This window comes from Bacillus sp. S2(2024) (genome assembly GCF_050474045.1).
Lineage (GTDB): Bacteria > Bacillota > Bacilli > Bacillales > Bacillaceae_G > Bacillus_A > Bacillus_A yunxiaonensis.
The window spans coordinates 145679-165323 of the sequence record NZ_JBFLUS010000003.1; the positions used below are offsets into that span (position 1 = coordinate 145679).

Sequence of the window (19645 nt, forward strand, 5' to 3'; positions counted from 1 at the left end):
AAACACCAATATATATAATTCTTTACTTTTTATGTAAAAAAATGTATTCTATAAATGTATAATATAGTTATTTATTTTCAGGAGGAGGCTGTCACCATAGCTTCCTCCTGTTCTTTTTTTGTGAGTCTGTAGTATAAGGCTCTTTTTTCAAAAGTTTAAATAACTGAAAATTAAGATAATCGGAAGGGAGATGGAATACATATTAAGAAAAGAGCAGTAATATCACTATTTCAAAATTCAGCAAAAAGGGAAGAGGGTAAATTGGAGATAAAAAAACCCTTTATTAATTAAAGTTTCGCTTATGTTGAAAGGGGTGAAGCAGTATGTTATTTCATTTTCCAATTGAAACAATTTATTTATATGGACTTATTATAACTGCAGCTATTGCCATTCTTTATTTGCTTTTTGGGGATATTTTAGAATCTCTTTTTAGTATATCAAGCGGAGCTACTTCGCCTTTTACACTGTTATTTAGTTTTCTTGCTATGCTATGTGGGTTTGGTTACATATTAGAATATATATTTCCTTGGAGTAGTGTTTCTATTTTTGTTATTTCTTTTTTTCTTGCACTTGTTGGTGTTATTACAATGAAAATGCTTGTTTTAGCACCAATTTCTAAAGCAGAGCAAAATACAGTGCAGCGCATGGATGAATTTATTGGCTGCAAGGGTGAAGTGCTGATTACGATTCCGAAAGAAGGTTTTGGTGAGGTGCTGGTGTCCTCTCAATTTGGAAGCAATGCGATACCGGCAAAAACAGTTGGAAAAAAAGATATTTCCCAAGGGTCTTATGTCATTGTAGAAGGAATACAAGATGGTGTTTTGCTTGTGCAAAACATAACCTGTTCTTTAAAAAAACCTAAATTGTAAGGGGGATATATTATGGTTCCATTAATTATTGGCGGTGTTTTATTAGCGATATTAGCAATCCTTATTTTAGTTTTTATTACAAAATATCGTACTGTTGGACCGGATGAAGCCTTGATTGTAACAGGAAGTGGGCTCGGCACCGGGAAAAATGTTGTTACAACAGATGATGGTAAGAAGATTAAAATTATTCGCGGCGGCGGTACATTTGTTGTGCCGATTATGCAACAAGCGGAACCTCTTAGCTTACTAAACTATAAGCTAGAAGTAGGAACACGCGATACATATACGAAGCAAGGTGTTCCTGTAACAGTAAATGGTGTTTCTATTATTAAAGTAGGTTCTACAATTGAAGAAGTATCAACAGCAGCAGAGCAATATTTAGGAAAAGAAACAGAAGAGCTAAAGGTAGAGGCAAAAGAAGTGTTAGAAGGGCATTTACGAGCAATTCTTTCTTCGATGACAGTAGAAGATGCGTATAGTAACAGAGAACAGTTTGCCCAGAAAGTACACGAAGTTGCTTCGACTGATTTGAAGAAGATGGGACTTCGCATTGTATCCTTTACGATTAAAGAAATTAGTGATAAAAACGGATATTTAGATGCACTTGGCCAACCGCAAATTGCGACAGTAAAACGTGATGCACAAATTGCAAACGCAGAACGAGAAAAGGAGGCAAGGATTGAAAAGGCGCGTGCTGAAAAAGAAGCAAAAGAAGCAGAGTATCAACGCGATGCACAAATTGCTGAAGCTGAGAAACATAAAGAATTAAAGGTGCAATCATATAAAAGGGAGCAAGAACAAGCACGTGCTGATGCAGACCTTTCATATGAATTACAGCAAGCAAAAGCACAACAAGGTGTAACAGAAGAACAAATGCGTGTAAAAATTATTGAGCGTGAAAAACAAATTGAATTAGAAGAAAAAGAAATTGCTCGCCGTGAAAAGCAATACGATGCAGAAGTAAAGAAAAAAGCAGACGCTGATCGTTATGCAGTTGAGCAAGCGGCCGAAGCAGAAAAAGTGAAACAAATAAAGAAAGCAGATGCTGATCAGTATAAAATTGAAGCGGAAGCAAAAGCGCGTGCAGAAGAAGTACGCGTTGAAGGTTTAGCAAAAGCAGAAGTACAAAAAGCACAAGGTACAGCTGAAGCAGACGTTATTAAACTAAAAGGTCTTGCCGAAGCAGAAGCAAAACAAAAAATTGCTGAAGCATTTGAACTATACGGTCAAGCAGCGATTATGGATATGGTACTGAAAATGTTACCAAGTTATGCGAAAGAAATTGCAAGCCCGCTTAGTAATATCGACAAAATTACAGTTGTGGATACAGGCAGCGGTGGAAAAAACAGCGGTGCTGGTAAAGTAGCAGGCTATGCAACAGATTTAATGGCGACCATGCAAGAAACATTAAAAGCTTCTTCTGGCATTGATTTAAAAGAATTGCTGGAGAGCTTCGCTGGAAAAGGTGCAGTGCAGCAGACACCTAAGGAAAAAATGGTTGTGCAAGTAGTTGAAGAAAACAAAGAGAATAATTAGTTAAAAATAAGAAAACTCTAGAAAAAACTCTAGGGTTTTCTTATTTTTAATATATCTAAAAAAGGGGTTGGATATAATTGAATCAAGTAACATAGGGATTACATTGCTATAAGGCTGGTTATAGATTCATAGCTTGTATAGGAAATAGATCTCTTAGTACAATATAGAGGGAATATGGTTCATATCATGCAGAATTAAATTTCTGTATATTCTAAAAAATAAAGCGTGGTATCAGTTAGGAGATCTTGCTTTGAAACTGAAAAAACTAAAATTGCAGCCAAGAGTTGCATTATTTATAGGTATTCTTGTTTTGTTTGTTATCGTTCAAATGAGTATTTTATTTTATTACATATTATCTGATAGCATGGAAGATCAAATTGGGAAAAGAGCTTTACAGGTAGCTAAGACAGTGGCTTCTATACCAGAAATTCGTAATGCATTTCATACAAATCATCCATCTGAAGTGATTCAGCCAATTGCAGAACAAATTCGAGCTGAAACGGGCGCAGAATTTATTGTAGTCGGTAATAAGGAAGGAATTCGTTACGCGCATCCTGTACCAGATAGAATCGGTGAAAAAATGGTTGGTGGAGATAACGAAGGTGTGCTAAAAGAGGGAAGGTCTTACGTATCAAAGGCGACTGGAACTTTAGGGCTTTCTGTACGCGGGAAAGTTCCAATTCGTGATGAAACGAATAGGGTTATAGGAGTTGTGTCCGTGGGGTTTCTTGCGGAGGATATACATGAAGTAATAGAAAAACATAGTATTCCAATCTTGTGGGTAGCTGTATGTGGACTTGTAGTAGGTATTGTTGGTTCTGTCTATTTGGCGCGGGGTATTAAAAAATTAATGTTTGGATTAGAGCCGGAAGAGATTTCTTCTTTGTATGAGGAGCATAGCGCTGTAATTCAATCTGTACGTGAAGGGATTATAGTTATTGATAAACGAGGATGTATTAGTTTAGTAAATCATGCAGCCTGCGACATCCTCTCTCTAAGGAAAGAGGAGTCTGTTATTGGGGAGCCTATTTTGCAAATTGTGCCCAATTCTTCCATATTAGAAGTACTTCGGACTGGAGAGGAACAATTGGATCGACAAATGGATTTAAACGGGAAAGTAGTGATTGTAAATCGATTGCCTGTCAAAGTAGAAAATGAAGTAATCGGAGTTGTTTCTAGTTTCCGTCTAAAATCAGAGATTGATCAGTTAACTGAAGAACTCTCACAAGTAAAAACATATACAGAAGCACTTCGTGCGCAGACACATGAATATAAGAATTTTTTATATACATTATCAGGATTAATTCAACTAGAGTCTTATGAGGAAGCGATAGAACTCATTCATAAAGAAACGGCCATTCAGCAGGATTTTGTACAATTTATTATGACAAAATTACAAAATCCGTGGTTAGGAGGAATTGTAGTTGGTTTTTATAATCGTGCTAGAGAATTAAAAATTGATTTAACAATAGATCGAGAGAGTTGTTTGAAACAATTGCCAGCTCATATAGATAGTAACCATGTTGTATCAATTCTCGGCAATTTAATTACGAATGCTTTCGAAGCAGTAGAGAGAAAAGAAGAGAATAAGAAAATAGTAAACTTATTTGTAACAGATATTGGAGATGAAATTATTATTGAAGTAGAAGATTCTGGACCTGGAATTGATGATAAGATTGTTGCACATATCTTTCATAAAGGTTTTTCCACGAAAGAAGGGGAAAAGCGTGGATATGGATTGGCTAAAGTGAAAGAATTAGTAGATGAATTGCATGGTAACATTACGATTGAAAAAGGGGACTTAGGGGGAGCTTTATTTATTGTGGCGTTACCAAAGGAAAGAGGGGAATAACATGTCTCAAACTATTGAGGTGTTAATTGTAGAGGACGATGTTCGCATTGCTGAAATTCATCGCCGTTTTACTGATAAAGTAGAAGGGTTTACTGTAGTGGGTACAGCAATAACAGGGGAGCAAGCAAAGGAATGGATAGAGCTTGTAAAGCCGCAGCTTGTATTACTTGATGTTTATTTACCTGATATGAAAGGAACAGATTTAGTAACGTTCATTCGTCATAATGTGCCAGATACAGATGTCATTATGATTACTGCAGCATCTGAAGTTGAGGTTGTTCAGCGTGCACTCCGTGGCGGGGTATTTGATTATATTGTAAAACCGCTTATGTTTGAAAGGTTCAAGGAAAGTCTCGAAAACTATCAAAATAAAGTGGAGAAATTAAAGCAATCTCAAAAATTATCACCAGAACAGATTGAAAGTTTATGGAACAGGAGAAATCAGGGGGGGAGTACTCATATAGAACATTCGCCTAAGGGGATTGATCCTTTGACTCTAAAAAAAATTTTACAGTGTGTGTTAACAATGGAGGATAACGGAATAACTGCGGAAATGCTTAGTAAAGAATCAGGAGTCAGCCGTTCGACAGCAAGGCGATATTTAGAGTATTTAATTTCACAGAAGAGAATTTATGCTGAACTGATTTATGGAAATGTGGGACGACCAGAAAGAAGATATTTTCCTATTTCTTCATAATTAAAAAAAGGGGAAGAGCAGCTCGTATACAAAGGGGCTGCTCTTTATTGTGGGAAATAGCCCAGAGTAGATAAACAAAGAAACTCCTTATGAGAAAGGAGTTTCTTGTATAGAATAAGCGAGTCCGATTTCTATCTTATTAGCCTAAAACATGATTATACATGTTACAAATTATTATGAGGCAGGCTTTTTTATCCCGCTATTCGCGGACAGTAAGACCCCCACTGATGGAAGTTTCACTTTAAAAAGAAATTACTCCTGTAAGAATAGCAATGAACAACATAAAGAGTGTCGTTCCAACTGCCCATTTTAATGTAAATCGTTGATGATCTCCAAAATCAACTTTTGCCATTCCTACTAATAAATATGTGGATGCAACGAGTGGGCTAAGCATATGAACAGGTTGTCCTAATAAGGAAGCTCGTCCCATCTCAGCAGCGCTAACGCCATAGTTTGCCGCAGCTTTTGTAAGAATAGGTAGTACACCGAAATAGTAAGCATCATTGGACATAAAGAACGTGAATGGCATACTTGTAATGGCTGTAATGATTGGAAGATGTGGGCCAAGGGAATCTGGAATAAGAGCAACTAAACTATGTGCCATCGCATCGACCATTTTTGTGCCTGATAAAATACCTGTGAAAATACCAGCTGCAAATACTAAGGAAACAACTGATAATACATTTCCAGCATGAGAAGCAATCCGTTCTTTTTGTTGTTCGAGGTTCGGATAGTTAATCATGACAGCGATTGCAAAGGCAATCATGAATAAAACAGGAAGAGGTAAGATTTCCATAATTAAACATGTCATAAGAGCTACAGTTAATAAAAAATTAATCCATAATAATTTTGGGCGTTTATAATCATAGACTTCTACAGTTGCTGCTTGTTCTGTAAAAGCTGATTTCTCTGCTTTGGAAAATTGAATATCGACGATTCCTAATCGTTTCTGTTCCTTTTTTCCAAGCATGTAAGCAACAAAAATAACCCATAGTGCCCCTCCAATTAACGCAGGAATAAGCGGTGTAAATAATTGAGAAGCATCAAGGCCAAGTGCGCTCATTGCTCTAGCAGTAGGACCACCCCATGGAATAATATTTGTTACACCAGCGCCTAGCATGACAATTCCGGCCAAAATGAGTGGATTCATATTAAGGCGTTTATACAGCGGATACATAGCAGATACAGTAATCATATATGTTGTAGTTCCATCACCATCTAAAGAAACAAGTAATGTTAAAATGGCTGTTCCAACAACAATTTTTAATGGATCACCTTTTACCACTTTTAATATTCTCGAAATAACGGGATCAAATAAACCGCTATCAATCATAATGCCAAAGTATAAAATTGCAAACATTAACATGATACCAGTAGGTGCTAGATTTTTAATCCCCGCTAGCATCATCGGACCTACATTAGCATAAAAACCGCTTATTACAGCAAATAAAGTAGGAATAAGCATTAAGGCTACTAGTGCGGACATTCGCCTTGTCATAATTAAAAACATGAACACAAATACCATCGCAAATCCAAATAGTGCTAACATGAAAAATCCCTCCTTAATAGATTGATTGCGCTTACAATAAAAGATTTAATTTTCAGATAATAAAGTCATTACGGTCATAATACGTGATAAAGGATAACTGGTAAATAATTAGAGAAATAAATTTATTAAAAGCATAATTTTTATATAGTTCATTTTGTTCACAGGTTTATGATATGACGGATTTATTATATTGGTATAGATAACTAGAAAATGTAATACAATTCAAACCTTTTAAAATATAAAAGATCTGGAATAACAGTGATAGAATGGGTGAGGAAAATGAGATTTTGAATAGGAAAGTAAGGAGTAGAGCTTGTATGAAAGCAGTTATTGAAAGTGTCTATAGTCCATGTAATGGAGTAGTAACAGAAGTGTTGATCAATGAAACGTCTTATGTATATGAATGGGAAAAGCTGCTTATTATTAGAAATAATAAAGGGGTATTAGAAGAAGCAGCGGTTGGAATTAGTGGAAATGTATTATCTGTAGATGTAGTAGTTGGACAGGAAGTAGATACGAATACAGTATTGTGCAAAGTAGAAGATGATTTTTTAATAACGGGATGCGAATAAATTTCATTGTATTAAAATATAAAAAATACAAAAACGAGTATGTGTGTAAGTAATACATGTGCTCGTTTTTTTGTAACGAAAAATGATATACCGAAGGGTTCTGTTTATTGCTATCTATTAATATTTTTAATATGAATTAAAATAATTTTGTATTTATTTTTGTTATCATAATTGATAATATAATCATAAGATATAGAAAAGGAAGTAGGGTTTTAAATATGAAAGAAAAAAAGATGGATATATTATTTCATCCGATTCGATTTCAACTTATTCAAGAGTTTATTGGAGGGGAAAAATTAACTGCAAAGCAGCTTGCTAAAAAATTACCTCATATTCCACAAGCGACGTTATATCGTCATTTAGAAAAATTAACGACAGCACATATTTTACAAGTTGCTCAGGAAACACAAATACGAGGAACAGTTGAAAAACTATATGTGTTAAATATCAGTGTGGCCAATGTTTCACAAAATGATTTACAAAATGTAACAAAAGAAGAACATATGCAATATTTTATGATGTTTGTCACGCAGCTTACAGCAAATTTTAAAGATTACTTGCAGCAAGATCATATTGATTTTGAGAAAGACGGAGTGGGATATCGACAAGCAAGTTTTTATATGAGTGATGAGGAGTTTCAAGAATTTATACAGGAAATGAGTGGAGTGTTTTTAAAAGCAATGGAGCGCAAGCCATCTCCAGAGCGTAAGCGAAGAACAATTTCAACAATTATCATTCCTGAAAGAAATGGGAAGGGAGAATAAAAAAGATGGGGAAAGAATTGTTTGTTACAATTGCAAGTGCAGTTTCACTTCAAGGGACGTTAACAATTCCGGAATACGACGCACCAACATACCCGGCAATTTTACTTATTGGCGGAACTGGAAAAGGAGATCGGGATGGAAATGTTCGCGGTTTAAAACTAAATTTATATAAAGATTTAGCAGATTATTTCACGTCATTAGGATTTGCAACGCTGCGTTACGATAAGCGTGGTACGCACAAAAGTGAGGGCGATTATTACAAAACAGGTGTTGCAGACTTAATTGATGATGGGGTTGCTTGCGTACGCTTTTTGAAGGAGCATCCGCAAATTGATCCAAAGCGAATCGTAATTGTGGGGCATAGTGAAGGTGCTTTACTTGCGCCCGCAATTTATGTAAGGGAATCAGTTGCTAACTTAATTTTACTTAGCGGCGTAGCTGAACCTTCGAAAACAGTACTTCCAAAACAAATGGAAATGGTAGTAAAAGAACTAGAAGAAACAGATGGATTTCGAGGATGGCTATATCGCTTTTTAAAACTTCCGCAACGTATTAAGAAACAGAATGCAACGGTAATGGGAAAAATACAACAATCATCAAATCCTGTTATGCGAATAAAAGGGGCAAAGGTAAATGCAAAGTGGATACGTGAACAATTTCAATACAATGTCGTAGAGTACTTAGAGAGAGTAACATGTCCTGTTTTGGCGATTACTGGAGATCGAGATATACAAGTGCCGCCAGAACAGGCAAAGGATATTGCGGATTATGTAGCAGGTGATTCAGAGTGGCATATCATCCCTAAAATGAATCATATTTTACGAGAAGTTGAGAAAAATCATACAATGCTAGGCTTAATGAAGGAATATAAAGGGCTTGTGGATAAACATATTCAAGAAGAGTTATTGTATGTTATGAAGGAGTGGTTAGCAAAATATAATCTTCCATAGGGGATGAGACTGTGCAAAGAAAAAACGTTTCATTTCTCGTGTTACTTGGATTATTGGTGGTAATGACAGCTTGTGGAAAACAGAATCAAGCAGAGTTGATGATAGTGAAAAAGGAAGACGTAGATACAAAGAAAGAGAACTGGATGGATAAGCAGTTATTACTTTCAGCACAGCTCGGAGATACAGAAACAGTTGTAAAATTGATAAACAGCGGAGCAAATTTGAATGTAAGAGGTACACAAGGGGAAACACCAGTTATGGCAGCGACGTATTATAACCATATTGATACTGTGAAAACATTACTGGCAGCTGGAGCAGATGTAAATATTCAAGATAATCACAAAGATAATCCATTTTTATATGCTGCGGCAGAGGGAACTTCAGAAATTTTAAAGTTAACAATTGAAGCAGGTGCGGATCCAAAGATAATGAATCAATTTGGCGATACAGCATTAATTCCGGCAGCAGAGCGCAGCCATGTTGAGGTTGTAAAGGAACTTCTCACTTATACAGATATCGATGTCAATCATATTAACAATCTTGGCTGGACTGCATTAATGGAAGCTGTTCTTTTAGGAAGTGGAGGTAAAGAATATCAGCAAATTGTACAGATGTTAATAGAGCACAATGCTGATGTAAACATTCCCGATAAAGAAGGGGTTACTCCGCTTCAGCATGCTAAAGAAAGAGGATTTACAAACATCCAGTCCATACTAGAAAAAGCGGGGGCTTATTGAAGGGGCAACCCTCACATATTTTATTATGTGAGGGTTGCCGTTTAACCGTTGAAAGTATTATTTTTTTGTTTATCACTCATTAATGGGCAGTGGGGGATGAAGCCCCCACTGATGGGAAGTTTCACGTTACTTCCAAGAACCGTCTGGATTCAAGAAATACCACTTACCATTATCTTGAATCCATCCAGTCTTCATAGCTCCGGAAGAATCAAGGAAATACCACTTACCATTATCTTGAATCCATCCAGTTTTCATAACACCAGAGGAATCGAGGAAGTACCATTTCCCTCCGTTTTGCACCCATCCAGTCTTCATAGCTCCGGAAGAGTCAAGGAAATACCACTTACCGTTATCTTGAATCCATCCAGTTTTCATAACACCAGAGGAATCGAAGAAGTACCATTTCCCTCCATCTTGCACCCATCCAGTCTTCATAGCTCCGGAAGAATCAAGGAAATACCATTTACCATTCTTTTGAATCCATCCTTTTTGTATGGAATTATTTTGGTTTTGTGATTCATAAGGTAGATGTGCATCTTGTAAGATTTTTTTATAAGCCACTGCTTTTGGAGCACTGTTATTCACTTTTTGTGAAAGTTCTTTTGCATAATTTGTTGTCGCAGAAGGATATTGGCTGCGGTCCCACACGTGGTCACCCGAGATTTGGTCGTCTGTTAAATTAAAATAAGAATATGTAACCCGATTTTGTACGTCTGGAACGGGATCATCAAAAGTCGTATCAAGATGGTACCATTTCCCTTCTATTTCAACAAGGTTCCATGCATGTGGTTGTCCATTTCCAGTTCCCTCAACAATCTTTACATGAAGTCCAGCTTCTTTTAACAACTGATATGTTAATAACGCATATCCTTGGCACACAGTAGAATGATTGCTTAACGCTTCGTATGCTGTATGCGCTCGGAATGAAGTGTCATATGAGATGAGTTTTACAACATAGTCATGCACGGCCTTTACTTTTTCATGGTCGTCCATATTTATTGTAATAATGGAATTGATAATTTGTTTCGCTTGTTCTGCTACATATTGTGCCTGTTCTTTTGATTCTAAGTAGTTCATAGTTAATGTAAGTGTATAACTACCTGGTAGTCCCCGAATAGAAAAGCTGGAGTTACCTACAGTGAAATGTAAATAATCGTCTTGTTTAAGTATCTCATTGTATGAATTCATAAGTTGGTTAAGCACTTCTTGTATATTATTACTTTGTGTATTATATGGAAGTACAATTTTTGTTTCACGATTGTTGAGATGGGCTGTGAGTTGTTGCTTAAATTGCTGTAATAATTGTTCATCATTTTGCGAGATTGCTAGTTTTGTTTCTGCATAACTATGAGAAGGTATAGTAGATATGCCAAGAACGAATGTAGAACAAAGAGTTAGTGTAGAAATATGTTTTTTTAATGATTTCATAGTAATGTGTTCACTCCCTTAGATGTGCTTCGTATATTTCTAAATAAAAGTCCTATCAATTATTTATTAAAATTTATCTGAATAATTTTTACAAGTGTATTTTTTGTAAGATAATTACTTTATTAGGAAATATAAATTTTATAATAATAGTTCCGCTGTAAAAACTTCATTATCAATTAACTCACTAAATGTAATGGAATACAGTGAAACTTCCATCAGTGAATAATGAAGAAAATTCCTGTTGACGGAGGGGGCAATATATATCAATTTTTTTGTATATATATTGAACACATGGCGGACACACATTTGACATATTTGTGTGCTATATTTCAAATTAAAGCTGTTTTCTCTTGTTCTTCGTGTCTTTTGCGTAATCATACGAGTACGCCATTCATACAGCTTTCAGTGGTAAAAAACGATTTTCTATTCATTATATGTTATTTTTGGAAAGGGTTGAATTGCATGAGGTCTATACTTGAAGCATCTACACATACGCATTTTCCTCCTTTCGAATGGAATTACGGTCAAAGAAAACCAGAACTTCTTAAAGAGGAATGTTTACATTATATATTTGAAGAAACTGTAGATCGTTACGAAAATAGAATAGCTGTTATTTGTGACGATAGAACGATAACGTATAGAGAGCTAGAAGTAGAAGCGAATAAATTAGCAAGATATTTACGATTGAAAGGAATTAAACGCGGCAGCTGTGTAGCGATTCTTCTAGATAAGTCTATAGAATCTTATATAGCAATGCTGGGTATTATGAAAGCGGGGGCAGCATATGTACCGCTAGATCCGAGTTATCCGGAAGATCGGGTGCAATATATTGTACAAGACTGCGGGATTGCTGCAGTTATTATGACTGAGGAAATTGCCGCTCGGTATCATGTAGGATGCTTAGCTGTACGATTGGATCAAGAGGCTGTGTTGATTGCAAATCAAGACGGTGAACGCTTATGTAGGGAAGAAGTGCAAGTACAATGTAATGATTTGTCCTACATTATTTACACTTCAGGCACCACAGGGCGTCCGAAAGGTGTGCTAATCGAGCATCATACTGCAGCTCATGTTGTGAGAGCTTCGCAAACTTTTTATAACGTTGTGCCAGAAGATCGAGTGTATCAAGGATTTACGACTGCGTTTGATGCCTCTGTGGAAGAAATTTGGATGGCATTTTCAAACGGTGCAGCTCTTGTAGTTGGTACACGTAAGTTACAGCAAAGCGGAATGGAGTTACCGAAGAGGTTGACGGAGCTTGGCGTGACTGTTCTTTCTTGTGTACCAACATTGCTTACCATGTGGGAAGAAGATATTCCGACACTTCGTTTGCTAATTGTAGGAGGAGAAGAGTGTCCAAGTCATATTGTGAAGCGCTGGTGTCATCCAGGAATGCGCATGATGAATACGTACGGGCCAACAGAGGCAACGGTAATTGCTACTTACGCAGAATGTGATCCGAACAAACCAGTGACAATTGGAAAACCTCTTCCTAACTATACTGTTTATATTTTTGATGAACAGATGCATTCCGTTCCAATTGGAGAATCTGGTGAATTATATATTGGAGGCGCCGGATTAGCTCGTGGCTATGTGAATCGAGAAGATCTAACGAAAGAAAAGTTCGTTGATAATCCATTTTGTAAAACGCCTTTTGATTCTTCACGTTTATATCGGACAGGAGACTTAGTTCGTTTTAACGAGGAAGGAGACATTGAATTTTTAGGCAGAATTGACAGTCAGGTAAAAATTCGTGGATATCGAGTTGAGCTGAACGAAATTGAAGCAGTTATTATGGACGTTCCTGATGTACGCAATGCTGTTGTGAATGTACATGAGCAAGCACCTGGACTACAAGTATTAGTTGCTTATCTTGTATTGGATGAAGGGAAAACGTTGGATATATCGGTTATACACAATCGTCTTAAAGAACGTCTCCCAGCATATATGGTGCCTTCTTACATTGAAGTGCTTGATGAGCTTCCAACTCTTATAAGCGGAAAGGTTGATCGTAAGAGTTTACCGGTACCGACGGGACAGCATCGTTTCCATAAAGAATATATAGCGCCTTGTAATGAAACGGAAGAAATAATTGCAAAGGCATGGCAAGAAGTATTCCAGCAAGAGATGATTTCTGTTACAGAGCATTTCTTTGATGATTTGAGTGGACATTCCTTATTTGCTGCACTTGTTGTATCAAAACTTCGGGAACATAGTATGATGACGGGAATGGCTGTTTCTGATGTGTATGCACATCCAACAATTAAACAACTTGCTGATTTTATACAATCACAATGTAGAACGGAAACAAAACAACCCGTTCGTAAAGAACTACCTCCCGTGTCAGATGGAATATATAAGAGGAATGGATTTATGCAGGGAATAAGTATATATGCCCTTGCGCTGCTAGCATCTTTGCCGTTTGTGCTTGTATATTTACATTTATCTAATAGTCCATGGGGAGATGAACAGATTTTCCTTGCTATGGTTTCTATGTTCGCCATTTATTGCCCGGCTATGATTATTATTTCTATAGCGGCAAAGTGGCTCTTAATTGGTCGTTTTAAAGAGGGAGAGTATCCACTTTGGGGAAGTTATTATTTTCGTTGGTGGCTTGTGCGCCGAATTCAAGCACTTGCACCGGTTAACTTCTTAACAGGAACACCGTTTTTAAATTGGTATTATCGTCTGATGGGAGCGAAAATCGGAAGAGATTGTTATATTGGCACGCAGCACTTGCATTCGTTTGACTTAATTGAAATCGGGAATGAAAGCAGTATTGGATTAGACGCACAACTGCTTGGTTACACAGTTGAAGGGAATACACTAAAAATTGGTAAAATTTCAGTGGGAAACAACTGTTATATTGGATCAAATGCTGTTATTTCACCTAATACAACTGTGCAAGATCACTCGCAATTAGGAGAGCAATCGATGCTTCCTTCTAATATGGTTATACCATCTAATGAGCGTTGGAGCGGCTCTCCTGCACGCCAAACAAATGTAAAAGATGATCATGTAGAAGCGATGGCAGCTTTTTCAGCAAAACAAAACAGATTGCATCGTTTCGGACTTGGTGTATTGTATATACTTGGAATCATTATGCTTATGCTTGTTCCAAGTATGAGTTTTTTACCAGCTATTTTTCTAATACGAGGCTTATTTCCATATATGGGAGCTTGGGAGTTGCTTCTAGCGCCTATATTTTCGCTTATTGGTGTAGTTACGTTATGTTTTGTAATCGTATTGCTAAAGCGAGTTATACTAGGCCGAGTAAAAGAAGGACAATATTCTTTGCATAGTACATTTTATGTACGAAAATGGTTTGTAGATAAGCTGCTTATGATGAGTTTAGTATTCAACAATTCGCTGTATGCGACAATTTATGCAGCACCATTTTTACGTCTACTCGGTGCGGAAATGGGGAAAATGGTTGAAGTTTCTACAGTTACGAATATTGCCCCAGATTTACTAATCGCGGGTGAAGGCAGCTTTATTGCTGATGCTGTTTCTATTGGTACACCAAAAGTATTTCGTAATCAAATTCATATTGCGAAAACAAAGATTGGAAGCCGTACGTTTATTGGAAACAGCGCTCATATTGAAGGAGGAAAAACAATCGGAAATGGTTGTTTAATTGGAGTTATGTCTGTTCCTCCTGAAGAAAAAGAGATTTCGGATGATACATCATGGTTAGGTTCACCATCTATATTTTTACCAAACCGAGACATTAATACTTCTTTTTCGGAAGAAGAAACATATCATCCAACAAGAAGTCTTTATATAAAACGACTTATGATTGAATTTTGTCGCGTTACGCTTCCTGGTGCTTTTGCGATATGGATTAGTGGCTTGTTAGTGTTTAGTCTCTGGGAGGAAACTCGCTATTTTTCTGCCTTCGAGATCATTGCATTGTTTCCATTGTTGACTATAGGATCGGGTTTGCTAGCATCAGGAGCAGTTGTTCTTATTAAAAAGTTGCTTATTGGCAGTTATGAGCAGACAGCGAAGCCATTATGGAGCACATTTGTATGGCGCAGTGAATTAGTGACAGCTTTATACGAAAATGTGACTGTCCCTTACTTGTTAAATCTATTTCTTGGGACACCATTTGCTCGCTATATCCTTGGTTGGTTTGGTGTGAAAGTAGGAGAAAGAGTCTTCTTGGATTCTACACACATATCAGAATTTGATTTGGTTCATATTGGAAATGGGGCTGCTATTAACTTGAACAGTACATTGCAGACTCATTTATTTGAGGATCGTGTGATGAAAATGTCCAATCTTGTTATTGGTGATAATTGTTCAATCGGAAATGGTTCTGTTGTTTTGTATGATACAGTTATGAATCAAGGATCATCGCTTGGAAATCTTTCGCTTGTCATGAAAGGAGAAACTTTGCCAGCTTATACACATTGGGAAGGGACATCTGCTCGTTATTGTTATGCCAAGCAGGGACAAGTTAAGGAAGTCGGGTGATTTCATATGCCAGAAATATATGCTGTGCATATGGAGAAAGAGACGTTCATCAATTGGGAACGTCCTCTTTCTTTTATTACAATCATAGCGGGAAATACAGAAGAACTGTTCTGATTTTTGTTGTTTTATCTTAAAAAGTATAGTGTTAGCAAGGTATTTCAGCTGTAGTTATCCCTTGTACAAAATATGTGCAAGAAATAGAAAAGTTGCTTATACTATTGCTACACTTCATTTTGATTAAAAGAGGGATTCAGATGAATATAAGTAAGAAAATTTTTTCGCTAATGTTAGCTTTCACGTTGTTTGCCTTACCAACATTTGCACAGGCAAAAACCTTTAGTGGCGGCAAATCGTCAGTTTCATCTCATTCTAGTAGTAGTGGATTTAGCACGAAAGGATCGACTTCTGGCAGCTATCGTTCTTCAGATGGGACATATCATTCCGGCTATAAATCTTCGTCATCAAATGTGCAATCGAAGAAACCAGCTTCTGTAGATCAGCATACATCACAGCCACAGCCAACTCCTAAGAAATCTAGCTTTTGGGGTCATGCAGCATCATTTGGAGCAGGAGCTTTACTAGGTAGTATGCTACATCCATTTGGAAATCATGGAGTTGGTGGAGTAGGCGGAAGCTTTTTCTCTAGTGGTTTATTAATAGATATTGTCATCATTTTAGCAATTGTTTGGATTCTGCGACGTATTTTCGCAAGACGTTAAGAAGGAGAGAGAACGATGAAGATTTTCTTTATTGAACAGGATGTAGTTGATGCGGTTTGTGTACATGCGGCTTCTATCCACGCGTATCGTCCGGAACAAATTGATGTTGATTTGCAGTTTCATCCGAATAGAGGATTTGGCGCCAGTGCTCGTTTACCGTACCGAACTGTAGAGCTTGGTGAGCAGGAGTTAATTGATGCAATTGCATTTTATCTAAGGGAATATCACAACTTTATTCCAGAAAGTTTGCGTATTGACTTACAATTCAATGAGCAAACAGGATTTGCAGCGGATATCGAAGTAGCGTAAATAAGAAAACATTCCGTAAGTTAAGTTGCTTTAAGAAGATTGTATGAAAAATGTTGTTTTACGGAATGAATAGATAGAAATGAAAAAGTAAATTGATTATAGTACATGAGATATGTTTAAAAGACTAGCATCTAAATAGACGCTAGTCTTTTTATTTTTGTTAAGGGAATTTTAAGGAATAGATTCGATAATAAGTCATTATTTAATGAACCATAGAAAAGGAGATAGGACTGTGAAAAAATGGATTAGTATTTTAGGGGTTCTTATCATTGTATTTGGTGCAGGGGCTTGGTATGTATTGAAGAATAAGTCGCAACCAGTGATGAATCAAGCAGTAAGTGTGGCAGTTCAAAAAGGGAAACTAGATGTGAAAGTAACAGGTTCTGGTTCTACTCAATCTGTGACAAATGAAGATATTACAGCAGACTCAAATAAAGTAGTCGATTCCGTATTAGTTTCAGCAAATGATGTAGTAAAAAAGGGTCAGGAGTTAATTACATTTACAGATGGAAGTGATTCAATTGTAGCACCAGCTGATGGAACAATTACATCTATATCAGTGCAAGCTGGAGATCGTGTAGCAGTTGGAAAGGCAGTTGCTCATATTACGAACTATAGTGATTTAGAAACAATTACTCAAGTTGATGAATTAGATATTCCAAAAGTGCAGGTTGGACAAAGTGTAACGGTAAAAGTAAATTCATTTCCAGATACAACCTATACAGGAAAGGTAACAGATGTAGCAAAGGAAGGAACGGTTTCTAATGGTGTATCTACATTCAATGTAACAATTCATATTGATAATCCAAAAGATTTGAAAATTGGAATGACAACAGAAGCTAGCATTTTGACTGATAGTAAAGATAATGTTCTATATGTTCCCGTAGAAGCAGTTCATACAAGAGGAGATCAAAAGTTTGTTCTCGTTCAATCTTCAGCAGCTTCTTCTAATGGACAGACAAGTTCTAATGGACAAGTAAGTTCTAAGGGTAAGACAAATTCTAATGGACAGGCAAATATGGAACGAAAACTTGTTAAAACAGGTATTCATAATGAAGATTACGTAGAAATTACGGAAGGATTGCAAGAAGGGGATCATGTTCAATTACCTATGGCTGCACAAGGAAATGCAGCAAATAATAACAATAATAAACAAAGAGGCTTTATGATGTCACCAGGCGGAGGCATGGGAGGCGGCTACGGTGGCGGCTACGGCGGCGGTATGAATAGAAATAGAGCTGGAGGGAGAGGGTGAGAATGAAACCAATTATTGAGATTCATAATATGGCTAAATCATATGAGATGGGCGGCGAAATTGTACGTGCGCTCGATAATGTTTCTCTTACAATCTATGAAGGTGATTTTCTCTCCATTATCGGTCCTTCTGGATCAGGAAAGTCTACGTTTATGAATATGGTTGGTTGTTTAGATCGTCCAGATGATGGACAGTATCTATTGGATGGAGATGCAGTAGATAAGATGAATGATAATCAATTAGCCACGATTCGAAATGAAAAAATCGGATTCATTTTTCAAAACTTTAATTTGCTTACAAAACTAACTGCGCTTGAAAATATTGAATTGCCCCTTTTATATCGAGGGATGAGTCAAAAGGAAAGAACAAATATGGCGTATAGCTGTTTAGAGAAAGTGGGTTTACAAGAGAGGGCACATCATTTGCCGAGTCAATTGTCAGGTGGACAGCAGCAGCGCGTTGCGATCGCACGTGCTTTAGCTGGAAACCCGCCAATCTTATTAGCGGATGAACCGACAGGGGCATTAGATAGCAAAACAAGTGAAGAGATTATTGAGGTCATGAAAGAGCTTCATATGCAAGGACATACAATTATTTTAATTACGCACGATTTAGAAGTAGCAAAACAAGCAAGCCGGATTGTTCGTATACAAGATGGGCAATTGTTTGAAAGTAGAGGTGAGTACATTGGGACTGATACAATCCGTCAAAATGGCAATGCGCAGTATCAAAGGCAATAAGTTACGAGCATTTTTAACGATGCTAGGCATTATTATTGGTGTTGCGTCTGTTATTGTACTTGTCTCGATTGGTCAAGGCTCAAGTCAAGCTGTAACAAATCAAATTAATAGCTTAGGAACGAATTTGTTAACAGTAAACATGATGGGATCTGACACGATAAAACTTACTGAAGAAGATGTTGCAAAGTTTCAAAAGATTGATGGGGTAAAAAACATGTCTCCTGTTGTTTCAGGACGAGTTACTGTAAAAAATGGGAAAGTTTCAACACAAGTATCACTTACTGGAACAAATAGTTCTTATGAGCAAGTTCGCGATATGAAAGTAAATGAAGGTCGTTTTTTATCAGATATGGATGTAGAATATAGACAAAAAGTTATTGTACTTGGTGCGAATACAGCACAAAATCTATTTGGATTTGAAAACCCAATTGGAAAATATGTACAAGTAAATGGTGCTTCTTTTAAAATAGTAGGTGTACTTGCTTCAAAAGGTGGTTCTATGGGACAAAGCGGTGACGATGTTATTATTATGCCGCTAAGTACAGCGCAGCGAGTTATGAAGAATACAAGTATACAAACGTTGTATGTGCAAGTGAGCAGCGAGGGGAAAATAGATACTGTCATGGCACAAATTCAAAATAAATTAGCTGTAATGTTCCCAAATAAGCAAGATAACTACAGCGTATTTAGTCAAAAAGATTTAGTAGATACGATGAGTTCGGTAACAGGTACAATGACGATGATGCTCGGAGGAATTGCTTGTATTTCTTTATTAGTTGGCGGAATCGGAATTATGAATATTATGCTTGTATCTGTCTCAGAACGAACGAAAGAAATTGGCATTCGTAAAGCAATTGGTGCGAAAAGAAGAGATATTTTATTACAATTTCTCATTGAATCAGTGGTACTAAGTTCGCTTGGAGGATTAATCGGAATGGGAATAGGGCTATTGGTTGCAAAGGTTCTTTCCGCGGCAACGGGTATGACGGTTGCTTATTCTCTTCCTATTACATTGCTAGCATTTTTATTCTCCTTATTAGTAGGAGTTGGATTTGGGGTGTTTCCAGCCAATAAAGCATCAAAGCTGCATCCTATTCAAGCACTTCGATATGAATAGAACATGTTATTGACGGCATTTTTGCCTAGAAAAGAAAGCGATCGCATATTGCGGCCGCTTTCTTTTGCTAGT

At 36.9% G+C, this 19645-nt stretch carries 16 protein-coding genes; 14 read left to right on the forward strand and 2 right to left on the reverse strand.

The window, feature by feature from the left end:
• Positions 1 to 323: 323 nt before the first annotated feature.
• From AB1284_RS00920 to AB1284_RS00935, 4 genes are all read left to right on the forward strand, one after another.
• A complete protein-coding gene (locus AB1284_RS00920) occupies positions 324 to 869 on the forward strand; it encodes an NfeD family protein (RefSeq protein WP_429752408.1) in 546 nt (181 codons plus the stop codon).
• Positions 870 to 878: 9 nt separating this feature from the next.
• The gene (locus AB1284_RS00925; RefSeq protein ID WP_429754379.1) at positions 879 to 2405 is read left to right on the forward strand and encodes a flotillin family protein; all 1527 of its coding nucleotides are present in this window, start codon (positions 879 to 881) and stop codon (positions 2403 to 2405) included.
• Positions 2406 to 2655: 250 nt separating this feature from the next.
• Positions 2656 to 4257: an ATP-binding protein gene (locus AB1284_RS00930; RefSeq protein ID WP_429752407.1), complete on the forward strand. Its 1602-nt coding sequence runs from the start codon at positions 2656 to 2658 to the stop codon at positions 4255 to 4257.
• A gap of 1 nt (position 4258) precedes the next feature.
• The gene (locus AB1284_RS00935; protein WP_429752405.1) at positions 4259 to 4954 is read left to right on the forward strand and encodes a response regulator; all 696 of its coding nucleotides are present in this window, start codon (positions 4259 to 4261) and stop codon (positions 4952 to 4954) included.
• 241 nt (positions 4955 to 5195) lie between these two features.
• Here the strand turns inward: AB1284_RS00935 and AB1284_RS00940 are convergent, their stop codons facing one another.
• Positions 5196 to 6503 (reverse strand): CitMHS family transporter, encoded by a 1308-nt coding sequence (locus AB1284_RS00940; protein WP_429752403.1) that lies wholly within the window; start codon positions 6501 to 6503, stop codon positions 5196 to 5198.
• Between the two features lie 317 nt (positions 6504 to 6820).
• On the opposite strand from AB1284_RS00940, the gene AB1284_RS00945 reads away from it, so the two are divergent.
• The 4 genes from AB1284_RS00945 to AB1284_RS00960 all read left to right on the forward strand — a co-directional run bounded on the left by AB1284_RS00945 (position 6821) and on the right by AB1284_RS00960 (position 9526).
• On the forward strand, positions 6821 to 7075 hold the full coding sequence (locus AB1284_RS00945) for a hypothetical protein (protein ID WP_429752401.1): 255 nt from the start codon (positions 6821 to 6823) through the stop codon (positions 7073 to 7075).
• Positions 7076 to 7293: 218 nt separating this feature from the next.
• The gene (locus AB1284_RS00950; RefSeq protein WP_429752399.1) at positions 7294 to 7839 is read left to right on the forward strand and encodes a helix-turn-helix domain-containing protein; all 546 of its coding nucleotides are present in this window, start codon (positions 7294 to 7296) and stop codon (positions 7837 to 7839) included.
• A gap of 5 nt (positions 7840 to 7844) precedes the next feature.
• Positions 7845 to 8789, forward strand: a complete 945-nt coding sequence (locus AB1284_RS00955) for an alpha/beta hydrolase family protein (RefSeq protein ID WP_429752397.1) — start codon at positions 7845 to 7847, stop codon at positions 8787 to 8789.
• A gap of 11 nt (positions 8790 to 8800) precedes the next feature.
• Positions 8801 to 9526: an ankyrin repeat domain-containing protein gene (locus tag AB1284_RS00960; protein ID WP_429752396.1), complete on the forward strand. Its 726-nt coding sequence runs from the start codon at positions 8801 to 8803 to the stop codon at positions 9524 to 9526.
• Positions 9527 to 9652: 126 nt separating this feature from the next.
• On the opposite strand, the gene AB1284_RS00965 is transcribed toward AB1284_RS00960, so the two are convergent.
• Positions 9653 to 10954, reverse strand: coding sequence for a transglutaminase domain-containing protein (locus AB1284_RS00965; protein ID WP_429752394.1), 1302 nt, complete (start codon positions 10952 to 10954; stop codon positions 9653 to 9655).
• A gap of 462 nt (positions 10955 to 11416) precedes the next feature.
• Between AB1284_RS00965 and AB1284_RS00970 the strand changes: the two genes are divergently transcribed.
• From AB1284_RS00970 to AB1284_RS00995, 6 genes are all read left to right on the forward strand, one after another.
• Positions 11417 to 15433, forward strand: coding sequence for a Pls/PosA family non-ribosomal peptide synthetase (locus tag AB1284_RS00970; protein ID WP_429752392.1), 4017 nt, complete (start codon positions 11417 to 11419; stop codon positions 15431 to 15433).
• A gap of 254 nt (positions 15434 to 15687) precedes the next feature.
• Complete coding sequence (locus tag AB1284_RS00975) at positions 15688 to 16152, forward strand: hypothetical protein (protein WP_429752391.1); 465 nt, start codon at positions 15688 to 15690, stop codon at positions 16150 to 16152.
• 15 nt (positions 16153 to 16167) lie between these two features.
• On the forward strand, positions 16168 to 16461 hold the full coding sequence (locus AB1284_RS00980) for a DUF2653 family protein (RefSeq protein WP_429752389.1): 294 nt from the start codon (positions 16168 to 16170) through the stop codon (positions 16459 to 16461).
• Positions 16462 to 16693: 232 nt separating this feature from the next.
• Positions 16694 to 17716, forward strand: a complete 1023-nt coding sequence (locus AB1284_RS00985) for an efflux RND transporter periplasmic adaptor subunit (RefSeq protein WP_429752387.1) — start codon at positions 16694 to 16696, stop codon at positions 17714 to 17716.
• Between the two features lie 2 nt (positions 17717 to 17718).
• Entirely contained in the window at positions 17719 to 18456 is a 738-nt protein-coding gene (locus tag AB1284_RS00990) for an ABC transporter ATP-binding protein (protein ID WP_429752385.1), read from the forward strand.
• Complete coding sequence (locus AB1284_RS00995) at positions 18404 to 19573, forward strand: ABC transporter permease (RefSeq protein WP_429752383.1); 1170 nt, start codon at positions 18404 to 18406, stop codon at positions 19571 to 19573. Before AB1284_RS00990 ends, AB1284_RS00995 begins: the two co-directional genes overlap by 53 nt.
• Positions 19574 to 19645 lie beyond the last annotated feature (72 nt).